13 protein-coding genes are annotated in these 20,654 nt (G+C 37.7%); 7 read left to right on the top strand and 6 right to left on the bottom strand.

Annotated features, from left to right (window positions below; all coding sequences use genetic code 11):
• Positions 1-5: 5 nt before the first annotated feature.
• The 3 genes from HZR84_12680 to HZR84_12670 all read right to left on the bottom strand — a co-directional run bounded on the left by HZR84_12680 (position 6) and on the right by HZR84_12670 (position 2,866).
• Positions 6-1,064: a DUF2652 domain-containing protein gene (locus HZR84_12680; GenBank protein QNL22758.1), complete on the bottom strand. Its 1,059-nt coding sequence runs from the start codon at positions 1,062-1,064 to the stop codon at positions 6-8.
• Between the two features lie 62 nt (positions 1,065-1,126).
• Entirely contained in the window at positions 1,127-2,053 is a 927-nt protein-coding gene (locus tag HZR84_12675; GenBank protein ID QNL22757.1) for an MCE family protein, read from the bottom strand.
• A gap of 9 nt (positions 2,054-2,062) precedes the next feature.
• Complete coding sequence (locus HZR84_12670) at positions 2,063-2,866, bottom strand: N-acetylmuramoyl-L-alanine amidase (GenBank protein ID QNL23261.1); 804 nt, start codon at positions 2,864-2,866, stop codon at positions 2,063-2,065.
• 63 nt (positions 2,867-2,929) lie between these two features.
• On the opposite strand from HZR84_12670, the gene HZR84_12665 reads away from it, so the two are divergent.
• From HZR84_12665 to HZR84_12645, 5 genes are all read left to right on the top strand, one after another.
• Positions 2,930-5,683 (top strand): LPS-assembly protein LptD, encoded by a 2,754-nt coding sequence (locus HZR84_12665; protein ID QNL22756.1) that lies wholly within the window; start codon positions 2,930-2,932, stop codon positions 5,681-5,683.
• A 46-nt stretch (positions 5,684-5,729) separates the two neighbouring features.
• The gene (locus HZR84_12660) at positions 5,730-6,194 is read left to right on the top strand and encodes a hypothetical protein (GenBank protein QNL22755.1); all 465 of its coding nucleotides are present in this window, start codon (positions 5,730-5,732) and stop codon (positions 6,192-6,194) included.
• 108 nt (positions 6,195-6,302) lie between these two features.
• A complete protein-coding gene (locus HZR84_12655; GenBank protein QNL22754.1) occupies positions 6,303-8,429 on the top strand; it encodes a T9SS type A sorting domain-containing protein in 2,127 nt (708 codons plus the stop codon).
• Between the two features lie 137 nt (positions 8,430-8,566).
• Positions 8,567-11,584 carry a T9SS type A sorting domain-containing protein gene (locus tag HZR84_12650; protein ID QNL22753.1) on the top strand — a complete coding sequence of 1,006 codons (3,018 nt, stop codon included), beginning with the start codon at positions 8,567-8,569 and terminating at the stop codon, positions 11,582-11,584.
• Positions 11,585-11,724: 140 nt separating this feature from the next.
• Positions 11,725-14,709: a T9SS type A sorting domain-containing protein gene (locus HZR84_12645; GenBank protein ID QNL22752.1), complete on the top strand. Its 2,985-nt coding sequence runs from the start codon at positions 11,725-11,727 to the stop codon at positions 14,707-14,709.
• Between the two features lie 59 nt (positions 14,710-14,768).
• Here the strand turns inward: HZR84_12645 and HZR84_12640 are convergent, their stop codons facing one another.
• Genes HZR84_12640 through HZR84_12630 form a run of 3 tightly spaced genes read right to left on the bottom strand, consistent with a single transcriptional unit; the run spans position 14,769 to position 18,174 of the window.
• On the bottom strand, positions 14,769-15,197 hold the full coding sequence (locus tag HZR84_12640) for a DUF2141 domain-containing protein (GenBank protein QNL22751.1): 429 nt from the start codon (positions 15,195-15,197) through the stop codon (positions 14,769-14,771).
• A 13-nt stretch (positions 15,198-15,210) separates the two neighbouring features.
• On the bottom strand, positions 15,211-16,938 hold the full coding sequence (gene lysS / locus HZR84_12635; protein ID QNL22750.1) for a lysine--tRNA ligase: 1,728 nt from the start codon (positions 16,936-16,938) through the stop codon (positions 15,211-15,213).
• A 54-nt stretch (positions 16,939-16,992) separates the two neighbouring features.
• The gene (locus tag HZR84_12630) at positions 16,993-18,174 is read right to left on the bottom strand and encodes a proline dehydrogenase family protein (protein ID QNL22749.1); all 1,182 of its coding nucleotides are present in this window, start codon (positions 18,172-18,174) and stop codon (positions 16,993-16,995) included.
• Between the two features lie 86 nt (positions 18,175-18,260).
• On the opposite strand from HZR84_12630, the gene aroB reads away from it, so the two are divergent.
• Both aroB and HZR84_12620 read left to right on the top strand, forming a co-directional pair.
• Positions 18,261-19,295, top strand: coding sequence for a 3-dehydroquinate synthase (aroB, locus tag HZR84_12625; GenBank protein ID QNL22748.1), 1,035 nt, complete (start codon positions 18,261-18,263; stop codon positions 19,293-19,295).
• Positions 19,292-20,449, top strand: a complete 1,158-nt coding sequence (locus tag HZR84_12620) for a PLP-dependent transferase (GenBank protein QNL22747.1) — start codon at positions 19,292-19,294, stop codon at positions 20,447-20,449. The genes aroB and HZR84_12620 overlap by 4 nt, the downstream gene beginning before the upstream one ends.
• The last annotated feature ends 205 nt before the right edge of the window (positions 20,450-20,654 follow it).

Raw genomic sequence — 20,654 nt, 5'->3', positions numbered from 1 at the left:
TAACATTAATTATTTTCTGCATAACTTTTTAATGACTTAATACTATTTCTAAGATTTTTAAGCAAAATCATTTTAAGTATAGGTGTCATCAATCTGGAAACAATATTTTTTTGAAAATAGTGAATTTCGACACTTAATTTAACTCCATCTTCCATTTGATCAAGAATGTAATAGCTCAATAATTCCTTAAAAAAAGGAGGATTTTTGTTCTTCTCACCTATAACTCTGTGTTGATCAGAAATATCAGTGGCCACAGTCTCAAATTGAAATTCTTTTTTGTTTATTACACAGATATGTGATGTTCCCAGCCTATTGACCTCATTAGGATTGTATTCCAAGCGATCTACGCCCTTTTGCCAAATTGAGCGAAATGAAAAATTGGCGATGTACTCTATCAGATTATTGATATCCGCATTTATAATTAAGCTGTCTTTTATCGGATTATCAATCCTGTCGGGTGGATTAAACGAAATGGGTTCGGGAATTTTTGAATTTAAATAATTTAAATCGCGATAATAGTATTTTAAAATCCCCGTGCCTTCGTATTCATATTGATCTTTTTGCCAATTTTCGTCGAGTTGATAGCTCGTGAAAAGGCTTTCAGAAAGTAACACATAGGAAGAAGAGGAAATGTTATTTTTTAATAATCTATGAGGAATTACAATATTGTTTCCATGAGGTTTTTTCTTCCCCTGAATATTTAAAAATCCAAGTTCTCCCGAGTGAGCCACAAATTTTAAACTTAATTTTGAAGCAGAGGTACAGGCTCCACAAGTACAAATTCGGTATTTTTCATATTGCAATAAATGCGCATGAAAAGCAATGTACATTTGTTCTGCTTGTTCAATCAGTTGTTGAAACTCAGGTACTTGTTTTTCCTTGTAAAACAATACCGCATCCCCTTCAACTTCTGAAACCTCCATACCCAAAGAATTCTGTTCAATTATGAGCTCTAACAGTTCTGAAATGATGTGCTCACTATGAGAAATCGCTGTGCTATTGACAAAATGACTGAAACCGCTGATATCGGGTATGAATACAATTGATTTTTCCTGATCACTCATCAGGGATCAATATTAGTCATTTGAATTACTCAATTAGTCAATAAGAGGACTAATTTGCTGTATTACTTATCTTTTTTACCAAAAATTGAAAAATGTACGTAGCGTTTGGGTTTTTCTCTGAAGTCGATCAATAGTTTATCCAAATCTGAAGACACAGCATTGAGATTATCATAAAGGGAATCATTGTAAACCAATTTACCCAGGGAGCCTTCACCGGAGGAGATTTGTGTGGTAATGGAATCCATTGAAACCAGAGAACGGTTGAGTGATTTTAAAGTCTTATTGATTTCAATTTGAGTCAGGCTATCCGATACGGAGCGCATATTTTCAAGAATTATTCTTACGTCCTCTGAGCTCTTTTTAAATTCATCCGTACTCGATTTCAAATTGTCCGAAATGGCTTTTAGGTTTTGTCGGTTTTCATATACAATTTTTTGAGATGCTGCCATTAGCTCTTTGGCCTGGACAAACATTTCCTGAATTTCCTTTGAGGCGAAGGCATATGACTTAAAAAATTCGTTGATATTGGTAATGGTAGAATCCAATCCTTCCACAATGGGCATGGCTTTATCTGCAAATACTTCGGGGAGGCTTTTATCCATTCGTCCCTGGATGGTATCGTAATTTTTAGCAGGATTTTTAATATCTCCGGTCTGTAATTCGATTGCTTTGCCGCCAAGTAAATCCGTATCCATTAATAAAGCGACAGCATCTTTACCTACGATCACTTCTTTTGAAACATCGAGACTTACTTTTACACGTGTATTTTCACCTTGTTCGATTGATATGCTAGAAACACGACCTACAGAATATCCATTGACCAAGACCTGATTTGATACTGTTAAACCACTTATTTCTTCATAATAGGCATAATAAGTATGATTGCTTGTCAGGAAGTCGGAACCCTTGAGGAAATTAAATCCAAAATATAGTATGGAGATCGATACCAGGGCTAAAATGCCGATCTTAATTTCTTTATTAAATTTCACAGCGCTAAATTAATTCATTGATTCGATATCCTGCTTATAATCTCTAATTGCTCTGTAAATTGCTGAGGCTAAATAAGTTTGTCCGAGATCATCATTAAGATAGCGCTCCTCCTGATTATGGGTAAGAAAGCCCAGTTCTACAAGCACACTTGGCATTGAAGTTTTCCACAAAACCAGGAAACCTGCTTGTTTTACACCCCTGCTGTGCCGCTGAACTCGATCTTTAAATTGGCCTTCTATTTTTCCCGCAAGGTTGAGGCTGTTATTGATATAAGCGCTTTGATATAGATTGAAAAGTATATAGGATTCGGGTGATTTTGGGTCAAAGCCATCGTAATTTTCCACATGATCTTCTTCCAAGAGAATTACTGAGTTTTCACGAATCACAACTTCCTCTAAATTTTTATCGCTTTTATTTATTCCCATAACCCAGGTTTCCGTTCCATAGGCTCTTTTTTGAGGGTCGGCATTGCAGTGAATGGAAACAAAAAGATCTGCATCATTAACATTGGCAAGTTTGGCTCGTTCATACAATCCGATAAATCGGTCATCTGAACGTGTAAAATAAATTTTTACGTCGGGAAGATATTCTTTAATTATTTTTCCAAGTTCCAGCGAGACGTCCAGGGCAACGTCTTTCTCATTGGAAATTTTTCCAATGCAGCCGGGATCTTTGCCCCCATGACCGGGGTCAATTACAATTTTTACGACTTTTACCTGTTTAGGATTTAAGAAAGAAAATGCCCCCAGGGTAAAAAAAATTGTTAAAATGGAAATGACGGCAATATTTTTGCGCACCTTAGTCCCGGTAATTTGGTGTTGTTCTTGAGTATTACGCAAAATTGTAAATTTTTAATTAATCTGAAAACCCTGTTTTTGAAAATAACAGCTCTAATTTTACTATGCCTCCTCACCATTGTCGGTTATTCTCAAAGCCTTGAGGACGAGAGTGAAATTAAGCCTATTCCTATTCAAAACGAAACTGACAGCCTAATTATTGACAATACTAATATAAGTGTTTTTGACAGCAGTCTGCTTAATGTTGATACATTAAGCGCTGACAGTATAAAAAGCGATAGTATTGCCAGTCCTAAAAGTGATATTAAATCGACAGTATTTTACAGTGCAAGAGATTCAATCGTTACAAATATTCTAAACAAAAAGGCATTTCTGTACGGCGATGCTAAAGTAACTTATGGCGATATTGAGCTTGAAGCAGATGAAATCGCTATCAACTGGGAATTAAATGAGCTTGAAGCGAATTATACTTTGGATTCTGCAGGTGAGAAAGTCGGCAAACCGGTTTTTAAAGAAGGAAGTCAAACTTTTGAAGCCGACAAAATCCGCTATAATTTCAAAACTAAAAAGGGCATAGTATCCGGTGTAATTACACAACAAGGTGAAGGTTTTGTCCATGGTGAAAGAGTAAAAGTGAATGAAAAAAATGAATCTTTTATCGATGATGCCTTATACACTACCTGCAACCTGCCCGATCCGCATTTCAGAATTAGGGCAAGAAAAATTAAAATGATACCCGAAAAACGCGTGATCACGGGCCCTTTTAATCTTGTAATCAATGATGTGCCTACGCCAATTGGATTTGCTTTTGGAATGTTTCCAATTCCCAAGGAAAAAGCCTCCGGTGTAATAATTCCAAAATACGGTGAATCATCGGACAGGGGATTCTTTTTGAGAGATGGGGGCTATTATTGGGCCGTCGGAGATTATATGGGACTAAAGTTTCTCGGAGAAATTTATACCAATGGATCCTGGGGGACCCAGTTTAACAATACCTACAAAAAACGCTATGGATTTGATGGCAATCTCAACTTTAGATTTAATAAAAGGATTCAGGGCGAAGACGATGAAGAAACAATTCTCGAAGATTTCTGGCTAAAATGGAGACATAGCCCGGTTCAAAAAGGAACTTACGGTGGGCGATTTAGCGCAGATGTAAGTCTGGGTTCACAAAATTACAACCAGCGGAATTCATTTAATATTGATGAGTTACAGACTGCCACGTTTAATTCGAATATTTCCTATAGCAAGGCCATTAGAAATACGCCTTTTTCATTCAACTCATCATTAAGACAATCACAAAATACAAGAACTGGGGTTATGGATGTTACCTTACCTGATTTTAACTTATCGATGGCAAGACAAAGTCCTTTTAAGAAGATTCGACCTCTTCGGAAAATTGAACCCCTCAATAAATTCAATATCAGCTACAACGGAACTTTTAGAAATCAATTGGACAATCGATTAATTAATACGACAAGTGTGCAGGGAATTGATGTGAGAAATGGTGTCAATGAGCGGGAAGGAACGGATAGCGATGTATTTAAAGCAAATGGAGATAATTTTGACTTAATGTGGGAAAGAAAAAGAATTGGTGCCAGACATACCATTCCCATTAGTACAAGTATGAAAATAATGAAGTATTTTAATCTGAATCCCGGTTTCAATTATACTGAGCGCTGGTATTTTCAGAAATTAGAGTATTTCGATGATTTCAGAAATGAAGGAATACGTGTAGATACACTCGATGGATTTTTCAGAACCGGAGAATGGAGTACTTCAACTGGTGTTACAACCCGTCTTTATGGAACTTTCTTTTTTCCAAAATTTAAAGGTTTGGAGGCCATCAGACATACAATGATCCCCAATATCTCCGGTTCATACCGTCCTGATTTTTCAAAAACATCAAATGCCTATCAGGAAGTCATAATAAATGATACCACAGGTGAAACGAAAAATTTATCGGTTTTTCAAAATGGAATATTTGGTGTTCCTGCTGCAGGTGAAAGTGCCAGTTTAAATTTTAGTCTTACAAACATCCTGGAAGCCAAAGTCAAAAAGAAAAAAGATACAACCGACAGTTTTGATAAAGTAAAACTTCTGGAAAACCTGAATATTTCTTCCGGATACAACTTCGCAGCGGAAGAGTTTGGGTTTAGTAACTTTAATGTAACAGCCCGAACCAAAATCGGCCCTTTCGACATTAACAGTAATGCTACCATTGACCCCTATGTTTACAAATTGGATTCCATAGTAGATGATGTGGTTTATCAAACCAAACGCGAAAGATACTTTTGGAATGAAGGTTTTAAACTAAGCCAACAGGTGAGGCGATACAGCGTAAACATAAGTACGAAATTTAATCCCAAATCCTTTAAAGGCGGAGCAAAACCGGAAGAAGAATCGCTTGAAGATGAAATTCCTCTGGAAGAATTAACCATTCAGGAGCAAGAAGAACTTAGATATATTGAAGAAAACCCCGACCTCTATGTAGATTTTACCATTCCGTGGAACCTGGGTTTGAGGTACACACTTAATCGCAGTAAAAATGGTTTTGAAGAAGCAGTGGTAACTCAGAATCTTCAGTTTAATGGAGATGTTAAACTCACAAATAAATGGAAAGTCGGGTTTAGATCTGCTTTGGATATCACAAAGGGTGAATTTTCAACAACAAGCATATCCATATATCGGGATTTACATTGTTGGCAGATGAGTTTGAACTGGATTCCTTTTCCATCGAGAAGAGCTTCCTTTACATTTGACATAAATGTTAAGGCTTCGATTTTGCAGGATATGAAATTGAGTAAAAGAAACTCTTGGTATGATCGATAGGTATTATAAAGGGTATTTTCATAATTTTACGATCTAAAGGCATTAAATGAGAAATTTATTCGTGTTAGTAATCATCGCCATCCTGATGCTTTCCTGTCAGGATACTTGCGATGAATCCGATTGTTCAGGTCGTTCTGCATTATTCAGTTTCAGGGTATTAAATTCCAATGGTTTTGATATGGTTTATGAACTCAATCAAATCGATAAGGATTCAATCAAAGTTTTGGGCAGTAATCCGGGTGCCATATCAAATTTGCAAAAGGAAATTAGCGTTAAATTATTTGATACCATTCCCGTTTTTCAATTTAGCGTGGATAACGTACACCTCCGGTATTTAATCAGAACAATAACAAGCGATACCACCATCACGGATACGTTAAGAACTGATTATATTTTGGACAATTCCGATTGTTGCGGTGTGGAATTAAGAGAATTCTCGGCCACTTTAAATTCGGAGCCATTATGTGAAGATTGTCAACCTGAAGACGTTTATATCATAGTTCGGGATTAATATCAGCCCTGATATATTTAATTAAATAACCAAATTCATTGTTATTTAACTCATATTCTGACCGAATAATTTGCTATTTTCACAGCTTTTTATGCCTAATTATTCATCATGATTCGACAATATCTTTTTCTCCTATTTGCTTTTATTTTTTCAAATTCAACTGTAAAGGCACAAGTAAACCCTTTTAGTAAGGATATCCCAAAAACACCTTCAGGTGTTCACAGATGTTATACCGAACAAATTGCACATTCGCTTTACGAGCAAAATCCTACCTTTAGAAATACCGTTGATTACGAAGTATTTAATCAATCCAGAAATTCAGGCGCAATCATTGCAAGACTATTTGGAGATAGTGTAATTCGCATTCCTACAGTGGTTCATGTGATTCACAATAATGGATCAGAAAATATTTCGAAAGCACAGATTGAAAGTCAGATTAGAATTTTGAATGAGGATTTTCGTCGAATTTCCGGCACCAATGGCTTTGGTCCTGGCGTAGATACAAAATTTGAATTTTTTCTTGCGAGAAAAGATGAAAACGGTCAATGTACGGATGGAATAGTAAGAGTGCAGAGTTCAAACACTAATAATGGTTCCGATGCAGCCATTAAATCAACTTCGCCGAATTGGGATCCGAATAAATACCTGAATATCTATGTTGTCAATAGTTTATCGGGAGGTACATTGGGATATGCTTATTTGCCTGCATCTATTTTAAGTCAACCCAATTTGGATGGTGTGGTAATCGCCGATCAATATTTCGGAGATCAGGGGACATCGGGCTCGGGTTCCTATGGCTTTGGAAGAACAACCACACATGAAGTAGGCCATTGGTTGGGTTTAAGACATACTTTTAATGGTTCTTGTACCGGTATGACTGATTCTAATTGCTTTAGCAATGCTACAAACCCCGGAAGTGCCGGTGATGGTGTTTGTGATACTCCACCGGTCAACCAACCTAATTTTACATGCAACACAAATGCAAATTCCTGCGCAGAGAATATTAGTATTTTAGGCGGTGATGCCAATGACATGGTTCAAAACTATATGGACTATACCAATGATTTGTGTATGGACCGTTACACACAGGGACAAAAAGACAGAATGATTGCCCAGGTGACTCAATACAGGCCTTTATTACTCGATTCAATGAATGCGGTTTCTGCAGGATATTACGGATGTCCTGTAACTGCAGCTATATCGGGTTCAGACACAGTCTGCGTGGGAGAAGATGCCACTATAACATTTAATTTAACAGGAAATCCTCCATTTGACATTGTTTTTACCGATGGTAGCAATAATTTCACAATTACCGGTGCCAGCAATCCTCATACGGAGGTTATCACAGCAGCCCAGGGCACATTTACATATACCATTGTATCAGTTACTGATCAGGATTCTACCAAAACTGCTCCGGATCCATCTTTAAGTGGCAGCGCTGAAATTACTGCTTTGTTTACCGGTGCAAATGATGCTACTTTAAGCGGTACTGGTTCCATTTGTGAAGGTGATACAAGTATCATTAACTTTTCTGCCAATGGAGGTACAAGTCCATTCGATATTGAAATTAATAATGGGGTCGGTTCAATTTTAGGTGTTGCAAATAATTCTGATATTCTTGTTACACCTTCTGATACTTCAACATTTACGCTTTTAAATGTTTCGGATGCCAACGGTTGTATGACAACGGTTTTTTCATCTACCGCCAGTTTTAATGTGACCCAAAGTCCAAATTCATTTTTCCTGAAATCTATCAATAAAGGAATAGTAACATTTAACAACTCAACTTCCGGAGCGAGTTCCTATTTATGGGATTTTGGAGATGGCAATACATCAACACAACAAAACCCGGTTCATGCTTATTTGACTACAGGACAATTTACCGTTTCATTAACAAGCACAAACAACCAATCCTGCTCAAATACCTATTCCGAAATCATAACAATATCAGAGATTTCATCCATACGGGGTCTTCTTGCAGGAGAGAGTTTTGAACTATACCCTAATCCTGTTGAGAATCAAGTCCAATTCAGAATTCAATTGAATTCAGAGCAGAATATTAAAATAGAAATTTACAATGTTAGTTCAGAGCAGGTTGCAATTCAAAACTCAAATGTAAAAGCTGCTGAACATAATTATTTATTTAAACTGGAGCATTTCCCTTCTGGAATTTATATATTTAAATTAAGTACAGAAGATGGTCGTGTATTAAATTCAAAAATCTACAAAAAGTAATTTTAAGATCCTTTCAAATAAGGCTCAAACTCCATGTGGAGTTTGGGCTTTTTTTTATAGCCTTGTTTAGCGCAACTAATTGTTTGTGTAATTCATAATTGAAATTCCTATTTTTATAGGATAATTAATTCAATACTATGAGATTTAAACTGCTACTTAATACTTCAATAGTTTTATTCTTTAGCCTTTCATTATTAGCTCAGACAAACCCTTTTTCAGAATCTACACCTCTGAATAAGGATGGTTATCGTTTGTGTTATACCTCAGAGCTTGCTCATGAGAAGTACGAAACCGATCCCGCCTATAGAAATAAAGTTGATCTGGAAAATTCCGGTCTATTATTAAATAGAAAGGCATCTTCTGTTCCATTTAGCGATAGTGTAATTCGCATTCCTGTTAATTTCATTGTTGTACACAATGGTGGTGCTGAAAATATCTCTCAGGCCCAAATAGAAAGTCAAATAAGAATTCTAAATGAGTCTTATAGAAAAATTCCCGGAACGCCGGGTTTTGGAAATGGAGTAGATACCAAGATTGAGTTTTTCTTGGCTCAAAAGGATCCAAATGGCAATTGCATTGATGGAATTGAAAGACATCAAAGTTCTTTAACAGTTCACAACGTTGGACCTCAGTTATCCAATACATTCCCTCCTATGGATTATACAAAATATTTAAATGTTTATGTGGTCACAAGTATTGGTACCGGTGGAACAATAGGATATACTTACCTTGCCAATAATAATGGCGGAGATCAATTTAATTCAATTTATATAGCTCACCATGCAATTGGTGATATTGGTACTGCGGGAACTGTTTTTCCTGCGATTAGTTCAGGAACAGTACTTGCACATGAGGCCGGGCATTGGCTGAATCTTTTACATGTATTTGAGCCACAAGGCTCTTGCCCTTCAGGCAATTGCAATACTACCGGAGATTTTATTTGTGATACCCCACCGCAACAGAGTGCCTCACCCAACGGTTGCAACCCTGCTAATTCATGTGGTACTCCAAATAACATTAATAATTACATGGATTACGGAAGTGACAATTGCTTCAACATGTTTACCAATGACCAGAAAAACAGAATGCAGGCAGCAATTACTCAACACAGACCAAATTTAATGGATTCAACAAATGCTGTTGATGCCGGCTATTATGGTTGTCTTGGCATCACCTATTGCCAGTCTCAGGCCAGCAACACCTCCGGAACAGAAATTCAAAATATGACATTAACCAATGTCAATAAAAACACTGCCAATGAATGTACAGGCTATTCATCCTTTAACACAACTTTTGCCAATGTTACCCAAGACAGTACCTATATTTTGTCGGTAACTACCGGACATTGCAGCGGAGGAACTGCTCCAAACCATGAAGTAAAGGCCTTTATCGATTGGAACAGAGATGGGGACTTCGTTGATCCGGGTGAGGAATATCTGGTTAAAGCTTTAGGACCTTCAGGAACAGGAACCGTTTCAATTACCGTACCCGGAAATGCGCCTTTGGATCGTACCGGTCTTCGTGTTATTGCCACGGATGGCGGTGTAATTGGTCCTTGTGCGACTTATGCCTTTGGAGAAACAGAGGATTATGGGATTCAGGTTTTGGCCCCACCACCAACCATTACATCATTTGCTCCTGCTTCTGGTCCTATTGGCCAATTGGTCTATGTCACCGGAGATAATTTTACTGGAGCTAGTTCCGTAACTTTCAACAATACGACAACAGCTGCAGTTACAGTAATTAGTGATGATTCATTGAGAGTAAATGTACCTGCTAATGCTACTTCCGGCCCGATTACAGTTACAACACCCATTGGTTCTGATGTAAGTGCAGGCAGTTTTAATGTTACCACACAATTGCCAACCGTAAATACATTTTCACCCGACTCCGGGTTTGTAGGAGATCCTGTCGTTATTTTTGGTTCTAATCTTGGAACGGTTCAGCAGGTGTTTTTCAATAGTACCCCCGTAACAAGCTTTACTCAACCACAGGGCATCGAAATAAATACAACAGTCCCTCCAGGTGCAACTACCGGAAAAATACAAGTGCAAAACGCAGTTGGTATTGCTACTAGTGCAAATGATTTTATTGTAAGGGTACCTCCTACCACAGCAAGTATCTCCGGTACAAGTCAGGTGTGTGATGGAACAAGTGCCAATTTGACTTTCAATTTGACAGGTACACCTCCATATGATGTAGTTTACACCGATGGTACCAATAACTTTACATTGAATAATGTAAACAGTCTGCATGTTGAGACGGTTAATCCCGGAATTGGTGCAACAACATATACCATAGTTTCCGTATCGGATACCAACAAAATTGTGACAGCTCCAAATCCGGCCATTACCGGAAACGCGACCATCACAGTCAATGCCAATCCGAGTTCAGCATCCCTGAGCGGAACTGCCACTATTTGTGAAGGAGATACTGCCAGTATAACATTTAATGCAAGTGGTGGATCAGGGCCTTATGATATTAGTATCAATAATGGACTTGGAACCTTCAATAATTTACCGGATGGCGCAATCATAGACGTAAATCCTTCAAGTACCAGTACCTATTCAATACTTACCTTAAATGACAACAATGGTTGCTCTACTAATAATTTTACAGGTTCAGCAAGTATAAATGTCAATGCTGGCCCCAATGCCAATTTTAACACAGCGATCAATAAAAGTATCGTCACATTTACCGATCTATCTGTCGGAGCGGTTTCGTGGCTATGGGATTTTGGGGATTCAACAAGCTCAACCCAACAAAACCCCGTACACGCCTATTTACATATTGGGATTAAAAACGTTAGACTTACTTCAACTAATTCAAATGGTTGTATTGATCAAATCACCAAGAATTTACTAATAACTGAAGTATCAGGTTTTGAAGGGCTTGGCGAAGGAGAAATTATCAATATTTATCCAAATCCTGCAGAAAATGAACTCACGATGGATATCAGGCTCAATCGTGCTGAAAAAGTAAGTGTTGACATAGTTGGCATTGATGGTAAAAAAATGATGAATATTGCTGATTCTAAGGATATGAATAATCATACAATTAAATTAAATGTGGATGATTTTCCCTCTGGTATCTATATCCTTAAAATTGAATTGAGCAATGGAAGAATTTTCAATACGAAGTTTTATAAAAATTAATTTTTAAAAGAAAAGCCTCATTGGATTGCAATTGAGGCTTTTTCAATTGCAATGTAGTTAGGTATCAGAAAATTAAAACTTCAATTATATTTTCAAACCTTGTTTTTATATTTTTACAATCCCTATTTAATAAAAATCGAATGAAATTTAATCTTTTACTAAGCACCTGCTTATGGATTGCGCTTTCAATAAGTGCCCACGGTCAGTCAAATCCTTTTGCCAAAAATATCCCTTCTCATAATGGGATACACCGATGTTTTTCGGATCAGATAGCTCATGAAGAATACAATACAAATCCAAGTTTCAGATTTGTGGTGGATAATGGATTTAGTCAGAATAAAAGCAATAACAATGCAAATGCGGTTCATAGATTCGCAGATAGTATTGTGCGTATTCCTGTAGTTTTTCATGTCATTCACAATGGAGGCGCTGAAAATATTGCTCTAAGCCAAATTGAAAGTCAAATAAGAATCCTTAACGAGGACTTCAGACGAATTCCTGGTACAAATGGTTTTGGACCTGGTGTTGATACTAAAATAGAGTTTTTCCTGGCTCAAAAAGATCCTAATGGGAATTGTACAGATGGCGTGGTTAGGGTCCAAAGCAGTCTTACCAATCACACCCCTTCTCAGGCTGCACAACTTAAAGCATTGAGCTGGTGGGATAATACCAGATATTTAAATTTCTGGGTAGTCAATACCATGGGAGGAGTTCTGGGTTATGCCACATTCCCCGGGGGCACTCCTGCATTGGATGGAATTGTTTGCGCTGATGAATATGTCGGAGATGAAGGGACATCTTCAGGAACAGGACCTTATGGCCTGGGTCGAACTGCAACGCATGAAATAGGGCACTGGCTCGAGCTATTTCACACTTTTCAGGGAGGTTGTACCGGTGGAGATCAATGTGCAGACACCCCACCAGTGGATAATCCCAATTTTGGATGTGCAACTGGCCATGTTTCATGTGGTAACGTGGATCAGGTAGAAAATTACATGGATTATTCTGATGATCCATGCTTTGATAGGTTTACAGCCGATCAGCTTGGACGAATGAATAGCGCACTTACGCAATTTAGGTCGTTAATGCTGGATTCTATGAACGCGATTAATGCGGGATTGTATGGTTGTCTTGGTATAACCTACTGTAATTCCGAAGCCACGGATTCCACAGGAACTGAAATTCGAAATGTAAATATAGAATCGCTAAATAATTCTTCAGCAAACAATTGCACAGGATACTCGGACTATACTACTAGTTTTCCTTTATTAACACAGGATAGTTCATATACTCTTTCTGTAACAACAGGACACTGTACAAATGGTACTGCACCAAACCATGAAGTAAAAGCATATATCGACTGGGATAGGAACGGGAGTTTTGCTGATATAGGGGAAGAGTATCTTGTAAAAGCCAATGGACCGGCCGGAACCGGTACGGTTACTATCACGGTTCCATCGAATGCACCACTCGACAGGACGGGAATGCGGGTGATCGCTACAGATGGTGGTGTTACAGGACCCTGTGCTAGTTATTTAAACGGGGAAACCGAAGATTATGCCATCCAAATCCAGGCGCCACCTCCAAGCATTACTTCATTTAGTCCTACTTCAGGTACGGTCAACTCTATTGTGTTTATAGTTGGTGAAAATTTCACCAGCGCAAGCGAAGTAAAATTCAATAACACCGCAACAAGTTTCTTTATTGTACTTAGCGATGACTCGATAAGAGTTAATGTACCTTTTGGAAGTACAACAGGGCCAATTACCGTTACGTCTCCAACAGGAAGTGATGTAAGCGCAGGAATATTTACAATAACAACTCCTCAACCGGCAATCACCAATTTCACACCGCAATCCGGTCCGGTAGGGACTTCGGTATTGATTTTTGGATCAAATCTTGGAACTGTCAACCAAGTCAGGTTTAATGGTGTGGTTGCGCCTGGTTTTAATCAATCCGGAAATCAGGTAACAGTGAATGTGCCAACAGGAGCAACTACAGGAAAAATAGAAATTGATAATAATGTGGGTACCGCACAAAGTGCTAATAATTTCGTAGTGACTTTCCCTCCTGTATCAGCAGGTATTTCAGGAACAGCCACCATTTGTGATGGTAACTCTAGCGATTTATCCATAAACCTCGCAGGTACTCCGCCATTTGATATCGTGTATACCGATGGAAGCAACAATTTTAGCGTAAACAATGTGAATGGACCTTTCCCATTATTGATTCCTGTTTCTCCATCAATTGGAGCAACAACATACACCATCGTATCTGTCATTGATCAAAACGATACAATTACCGCACCCGATCCGGCGATTTCAGGAAGTGCGGTAATTACGGTAAATGCAAATCCGAGTTCAGGATCACTTAGTGGTAACAGTACAATTTGTGATGGTGATACAACCAGTATTACATTTAATGTGCTCGGAGGTACAGGCCCTTATGATATCAGTATCAATAATGGCCTTGGTCAAATAAATGGAGTTTCCGATGGTGCCATAATCACCGTAATGCCCTCAAATACAAGCACTTATTCATTATTGTCTTTAAGCGATGATAATAATTGCAGTACAAGCAATTTTACGGGTTCAGGAACAGTAAACGTCAATACAGGACCGGATGCCAATTTCACATCCAGTATCAATAAAAGTACGGTGACTTTCACCGATCAATCCGTTGGTGCTGTTTCCTGGTTGTGGAATTTTGGAGATTCAACAACATCCACACAGCAAAATCCTGTGCACATTTACAGTCATATAGGAATTAAAAATGTAAAATTGACTTCTACTCATTCAAATGGATGTATTGATGAAATCAGTAAAAACATATTGATTCTTGAAACAACAGGGCTGTCGGGCTTAGGTATAAATGAGAATATCAGTATTTTCCCAAATCCGGCTAAAAACAGTTTGAATATCGATCTGAATTTAAATACACCAGTAAAAGTTGAAATGGAAATTATTTCAATTGAAGGTAAAAAGATGATTAACATTGCTAATTCAACTTTATCTGATTCACATAAAATGAATATTGATATTAATGAACTTCCAGGTGGTATTTATATCATGAATTTCACTTTGAGCGATGGTAGAACCTTAAATACAAAGTTTTATAAAAACTAATTAGAATAATATAAATGACCCGTCAATGTCTCATTGACGGGTTTTTTTATGCAATAAAATTAATCAAAGAGATGTATTGTAGCGCTTTTGCTTTCGTCTTTTTTTAATTGAAAAGAAGTATTCTCAAAAGCCGGAGGTCCAAAAGTTCCTTTTACATTATTATAAAAACCATATGGTTCCGCCGGAGGGCCATAGAGTCTTGTATTTAGTTTGCCGTTTTTATCGAGATCGTGAATAACAGAAATCGCATATATACCCGAAGGAAGCGCGTTAAAACAAGCCTCGTTAACACCATTTTGAACCTTGATTGTGATGGCTTTTACCGGTTTTTCTAAATAGTCATTCTCGTTGTCGAAAACAGCAATGATTAGATCTCCTTCAATTTTTTTAATGCCGGTGACTTTTACTTTTAATTGACAATCCTGTGCTATACCATTTAAAAAAATGAAAGAGCAAAACAATGTACAGAAAAGGCATTTAAGGAACATTATTTTAAGAAAATTATTCTACCCATTTCTGTACTTCTTCTTTGCTGGGATTAGAAATATCGAGTTTCATTTTTTTGCGCATCCCACAGACATCGTTGTGCAGTTTATTTGGATTCATACCCTTTAAATCTTCAGGCGATTCGATGCCAATCTTGTTTAACACTGGAATCCAATCGGATGAGATTCCAATTTTTTTAAATGCTTCAGGACCTGCTGTTACCTTTGCTTTTTCGGGCTTCATTTGTGGGAAAAACAAGACGTCCTGAATAGAATTTGAATTGGTCATCATCATCGCAAGACGATCTATCCCGATGCCCAGACCGGCTGTCGGCGGCATACCGTATTCCAGTGCCCTGAGGAAATCCTCATCCAACTTCATGGCCTCCTCATCACCCCTTTTGCCCAATTCAAGCTGTTCTTCAAATCGCTGCCTCTGATCAATTGGATCGTTTAACTCAGAAAAAGCATTGCAAATCTCTTTTCCATTGGCTATAGCTTCGAATCGTTCCACCAAACCCTCTTTGCTTCGGTGCTTTTTGGCCAAAGGCGACATTTCAATAGGATAATCTGTAATAAATGTCGGTTGAATTAAATGTGGTTCAACTTTCTCACCAAAAATTTCATCGATGAGCTTGCCTTTACCCATGCTGTCATCAATGGGCACTTTCAACGCTCTTGCGGTTTTGCGCAATTCATCCTCACCCATTGCTGAAATGTCTATTTTTGTATATTCTTCAATGGCCTCAAACATTGTAAAGCGTTTCCAGGGTGTTTTAAAATCAATGGTGTTTTTTCCCACCTGAACTTTAGTGTCTCCATGAAGTGCAAGGGCCACTTGCTCAATCATTTTTTCAGTGAGTTCCATCATCCAGATATAGTCTTTGTAAGCCACATACAGCTCTACCTGGGTAAATTCCGGATTGTGAAAACGCGACATACCTTCGTTTCTGAAATCCTTGGAAAATTCATAGACGCCATCAAAGCCTCCAACAATCAGTCTTTTGAGATATAATTCATTGGCTATTCGCAAATAGAGAGTCATATCCAATGTATTGTGAAATGTTTTAAAAGGGCGTGCCGCCGCACCACCGTAAAGCGGTTGCAGAATGGGCGTTTCTACCTCCAGATAGCCTTTTTCATTCAAAAACTCTCTTATTTTCTGAACCATCTGTGTTCTTTTCAAAAAAGCCTCTTTAACCTGTGGATTGACTACAAGGTCAACATATCTCTGACGGTATCTTTGTTCGGGATCAGTAAAGGCATCGTGCTTTTTTATGCTGCCATCTTCTTCTTTGGTTTCCTTTACGATAGGCAATGGCTTTAGAGATTTTGACAATACTGTTAAATCTTTAACATGAATTGAAATTTCACCTACCTGTGTTTTAAATACATGGCCTTTGATTCCAATAAAATCACCAAGACTTAAGAGTCTTTTAAAAACGGTATTATAAAGGGTTTTGTCTTCACCGGGGCAAATCTCATCCCTGTTAACATAGATTTGAATTCTACCTTTGGAATCCTGGATTTCGGCAAATGAGGCTTTCCCCATAATCCTTTTGCTCATAATTCGACCTGCCAGGTTTACAGATTCAAAATCTTTGGACCCCTCCTTATAGTTTTTATGGATTTCGCGGCTATTGGTATTGACTTCAAATAATTCAGACGGGAATGGGTTTATTCCCAATTCCATCATTGCTTTCAAGTCTTCCCTGCGTTGTATTTCCTGTTCGCTGAGTGGCATATATTAAATTTTGCGCAAAAGTAATGGTTTAATACGAAAAAGCTTGCTTTGAAATCAGCTGGCTTGTTTTCTTCTTTTAATTTCGCTTACAATCAAGGACAGTTCCCTGCTGCTTTGACCAGACACCGATTTATTCTCCTGAGCTCTTCTTACGAGATAAGGCATTACTTTATCTATAGGACCGTAAGGAAGGTATTTTGCTACATTATAACCGGCATTTGCAAGATTAAATGAAATATGATCGCTCATTCCATAGAGTTGAGCAAACCAAAATCGTTTATCATGGTGTTCAATATTATTTTCATCCATCAATTGCGCCAAAAGCAAGGAACTTTTCTCATTATGTGTACCCGCACATACAGTCATAATATCTCTTTTCTTCACACAAAAACGAAGGCCATCATCGTACATTTTATCCGTTAGCTCCTTACTTGGGTTAATGGGGTTTTCATAACCCTTCTCTTCTGCCCGATCGGCTTCTTTCTCCATATATGCACCTCTAACTAATTTTGCACCTGCAAAGAAACCTTCTTTTCTGGCTGTTTCTTCCAGTTTGACTAATTCTTCCAGACTCTTTTTTCGATACATCTGGTAGGTGATATGAATAATGCACTTTTCGCGATTGAATTTTCGCATCATTTCCAGCACCATTTCATCCACGATTTTTTGAATCCAGGTCTCTTCTGCATCTATCATCAAAGGCACCTGTGTGTCGTATGCAAATCGACAAATTCTTTCAAACCTTTGCTTCAATTTGATGTGGGAATTCTTTTCTTTCTCATTTAATTCCTTACCTGCCTGTATTTTTTCCAAAAGCTTAACCGAAGCAATTCCCGAGGTTTTAAATACGCTAAATGGAATATTTTCCTGGTCTTTCGCTTTTTTTATTGTGCGGATTATTTCTTCTGCCCCTTTGTCAAAACCCTTTTCATTTTTTTCGCCTTCCACAGAATAATCCAAAATAGACCCTATTCCATATTCAGCCAGATTTTCAACACTTGAAATTGAATCATTGATGGTCTCGCCCCCACAAAACTGAGCAAATACCGTATTTTTAATTATCCCTTTAACCGGAAGTTTGATTTTCAATGCTTTCAACATGATATCAGACCCTATTTTGACTAAAAAATTGGAATTAAATGAAGTGAAAATCCATTTGGCTTTTCTCAAGTCCCAATTTGATTTGGAGGAAAATGCGATTGAAGTATTATCGAAGTTAAGTTTTGTATCTTTCATAGATAGGTATGATTAGACCAAATATATTAAATTTCGGTACGCAGATTAGAACATTAGAACCTGAACAAGGGTTTTTATAAGCTAACATGAATGATAATTTAATTTTTTCCAGCAGCGTTTCAATCTCCCTTAAGCATTTATTTGAAAAGGGTGAATTTAGTGCTTCTGCAATTTTAGTAGATGAAAACACAGAAAAAAATTGTTTGCATCTGCTTAGCGATCGATTTACAAAAAATATCATCAGAATACCTTCCGGCGAATCTTCTAAAACTATATCACATTGCGAAATGATATGGGAAAAAATGACGGAGTATAAACTTGACAGGGACTCTTTGTTGATTAATTTGGGGGGCGGTGTCATTTGCGATATCGGAGGTTTTTGTGCCTCCACTTTTAAACGAGGGATCCGCTTTGTAAATGTTCCTACTACCTTATTAGCGATGACGGATGCCGCCATTGGTGGTAAAACAGGAATAAATTTTGGCAAGTATAAAAATCATATCGGTGCCTTCAACAATGCCGAAGTGGTCATTATAAATCCGGTATTTCTTGAAACCCTCGAAACCCGTCAATTGCGATCCGGATATGGGGAAGTATTAAAACACGCCATAATTGCCGATGCAGAACTTTGGGAACAGCTTCATTTTTCAGAACAAACAAGGGAAGATTGGGAGCCCTTAATTGAACGTTCTGCCAAAATCAAAAGCGGCATAGTCAGTGCAGATTACAAGGAAGATGGGCTGCGAAAAAAATTGAATTTTGGCCATAGCATCGGCCATCTTTTGGAATCATATCAATTTAATGATGATCCGAAATTTCACGGAGAAGCTATTGCTGAAGGCATGATGATAGAATCATTTCTAGCCTATCAAATGTATCTTCTTTCAGAAAAAGAACTTGCAAGCATTTGCAATCGAATATCTGTCATTTTTGAGTTAAATACTGTCAGCGAAGATTGTCAAAAGTACGTCCTCGAAAATATTAATCAGGATAAGAAAAACAAATCCAATAAATACCTCTTTGTTCTCCCAAAAAAAATTGGTGAAGTATTAATTGATCAGGAAGTTAAAATGGATGATATTAAAATGGCCATTAGTAATTATAATGACTTTCTTTCATGAAATCCTTTACAGAAATAATTAATGAAACCGGCGAGTTCGGCCCAGATGATTTTAACAATGTTAGCCCGGGACTTCACCCTTCCAGTAATTATTTTTTCAATACGGTTGAGGAAATGCGACAGTGTTTGCAAAAAGAACATTTGCAACCATTCTATTCGAGGGGCGTCAATCCAACAGTTAGGATTTTATGTGATAAAATGGCCGCGCTTGAAAACAAAGACAAAGCCCTGGCATTTGCTTCCGGAAGTGCTGCAATTGCAGCTGCTGTGATGAACACACTTAAAAAAGGAGACCATGCCATTTGTGTAAAAAACCCCTATACCTGGACCAGACAATTATTTGAAAATTATCTTCCGGGCTATGGTGTTGAGTGTACTTTTGTAGACGGCCGAAATCCTAAAAATTTTTCAGAGGCGGTTAAAGAAAATACCGGATTGATTTTCCTGGAAAGCCCCAATTCATTTTATTTCGATATGCAGGATCTGGAGGCCATTTCATCAATTGCAAAATCGGGAAAGATCACAACAATATTAGATAACAGCTATGCCTCTCCTCTCAATCAATGTGGAGAGGATTACGGGATTGATATGATTGTACATTCCGCCACCAAATACATCGGCGGCCATAGCGATGCTCTGGGTGGAATACTTTGTTGCTCAGAAGAAAGATACAAGAAATTATTCTCTACAGAATTTATGACTTTGGGCGGTGTTATGTCACCCTGGAATGCCTGGTTGATGATTCGAAGTTTAAGAACCCTTGAAATTCGAATGGAAAGAATTTCAAAAACCACTGAAAACATTGTGAAATTTCTCGAGGGGCATGAAAAAGTAGATAGAGTTCTGTATCCTGGTTCAGATAGTTATGAACAGAATGACCTTGCTCGAAAATATTTAAAGAAATCCGGTGGACTATTCACTTTAAAACTAAAAACAAGCGAAATCAATAAAGTGGAAATGTTTTGCAATCATCTCGTGAAATTTAAATTGGCCTGCTCATGGGGCAGTTATGAGTCCCTGATTTTTCCCGCCTGTGTCACATATCAGGGTAAAGATAAACCACTTGAAGACCAAAATATGATAAGAATGGCCATAGGCCTGGAAGACCAAGATTCACTTATCAATGATTTACAACAATCATTATCGCTTATTTAATAGAATTGACCGCTCAATTAGAAATCCGACCTTTCATTAAGCCAAAAGTGAAGTAAATTCATTATTGAATAATATTAAAATTGCATGTAATATCTTTAACTTTGAATTCAAGTGCTCTTACCAGCGCTTAGCTTCATACAGATGAGAAAACAAGTATTAATTCCAACCGTGAAATGCGTTTTCACGTGTTTTAAAATAAAATCCC

This window comes from Hyphobacterium sp. CCMP332 (genome assembly GCA_014323545.1).
Classification (GTDB): domain Bacteria; phylum Bacteroidota; class Bacteroidia; order Cytophagales; family CCMP332; genus CCMP332.
The sequence above is the reverse complement of the archived record's forward strand: the minus strand, read 5'-3'. Positions and strand labels throughout refer to the sequence as shown.

What these genes read in the sequence shown, in the direction of transcription:
- HZR84_12680 (QNL22758.1), bottom strand. Translation starts at nt 1,064, where the DNA reads ATGAGTGATCAGGAAAAATCAATTGTATTCATACCCGATATCAGCGGT.
- HZR84_12660 (QNL22755.1), top strand. Translation starts at nt 5,730, where the DNA reads ATGAGAAATTTATTCGTGTTAGTAATCATCGCCATCCTGATGCTTTCC.
- HZR84_12655 (QNL22754.1), top strand. Translation starts at nt 6,303, where the DNA reads ATGATTCGACAATATCTTTTTCTCCTATTTGCTTTTATTTTTTCAAAT.
- HZR84_12650 (QNL22753.1), top strand. Translation starts at nt 8,567, where the DNA reads ATGAGATTTAAACTGCTACTTAATACTTCAATAGTTTTATTCTTTAGC.
- HZR84_12645 (QNL22752.1), top strand. Translation starts at nt 11,725, where the DNA reads ATGAAATTTAATCTTTTACTAAGCACCTGCTTATGGATTGCGCTTTCA.
- HZR84_12640 (QNL22751.1), bottom strand. Translation starts at nt 15,197, where the DNA reads ATGTTCCTTAAATGCCTTTTCTGTACATTGTTTTGCTCTTTCATTTTT.
- lysS (QNL22750.1), bottom strand. Translation starts at nt 16,938, where the DNA reads ATGCCACTCAGCGAACAGGAAATACAACGCAGGGAAGACTTGAAAGCA.
- HZR84_12630 (QNL22749.1), bottom strand. Translation starts at nt 18,174, where the DNA reads ATGAAAGATACAAAACTTAACTTCGATAATACTTCAATCGCATTTTCC.
- aroB (QNL22748.1), top strand. Translation starts at nt 18,261, where the DNA reads ATGAATGATAATTTAATTTTTTCCAGCAGCGTTTCAATCTCCCTTAAG.
- HZR84_12620 (QNL22747.1), top strand. Translation starts at nt 19,292, where the DNA reads ATGAAATCCTTTACAGAAATAATTAATGAAACCGGCGAGTTCGGCCCA.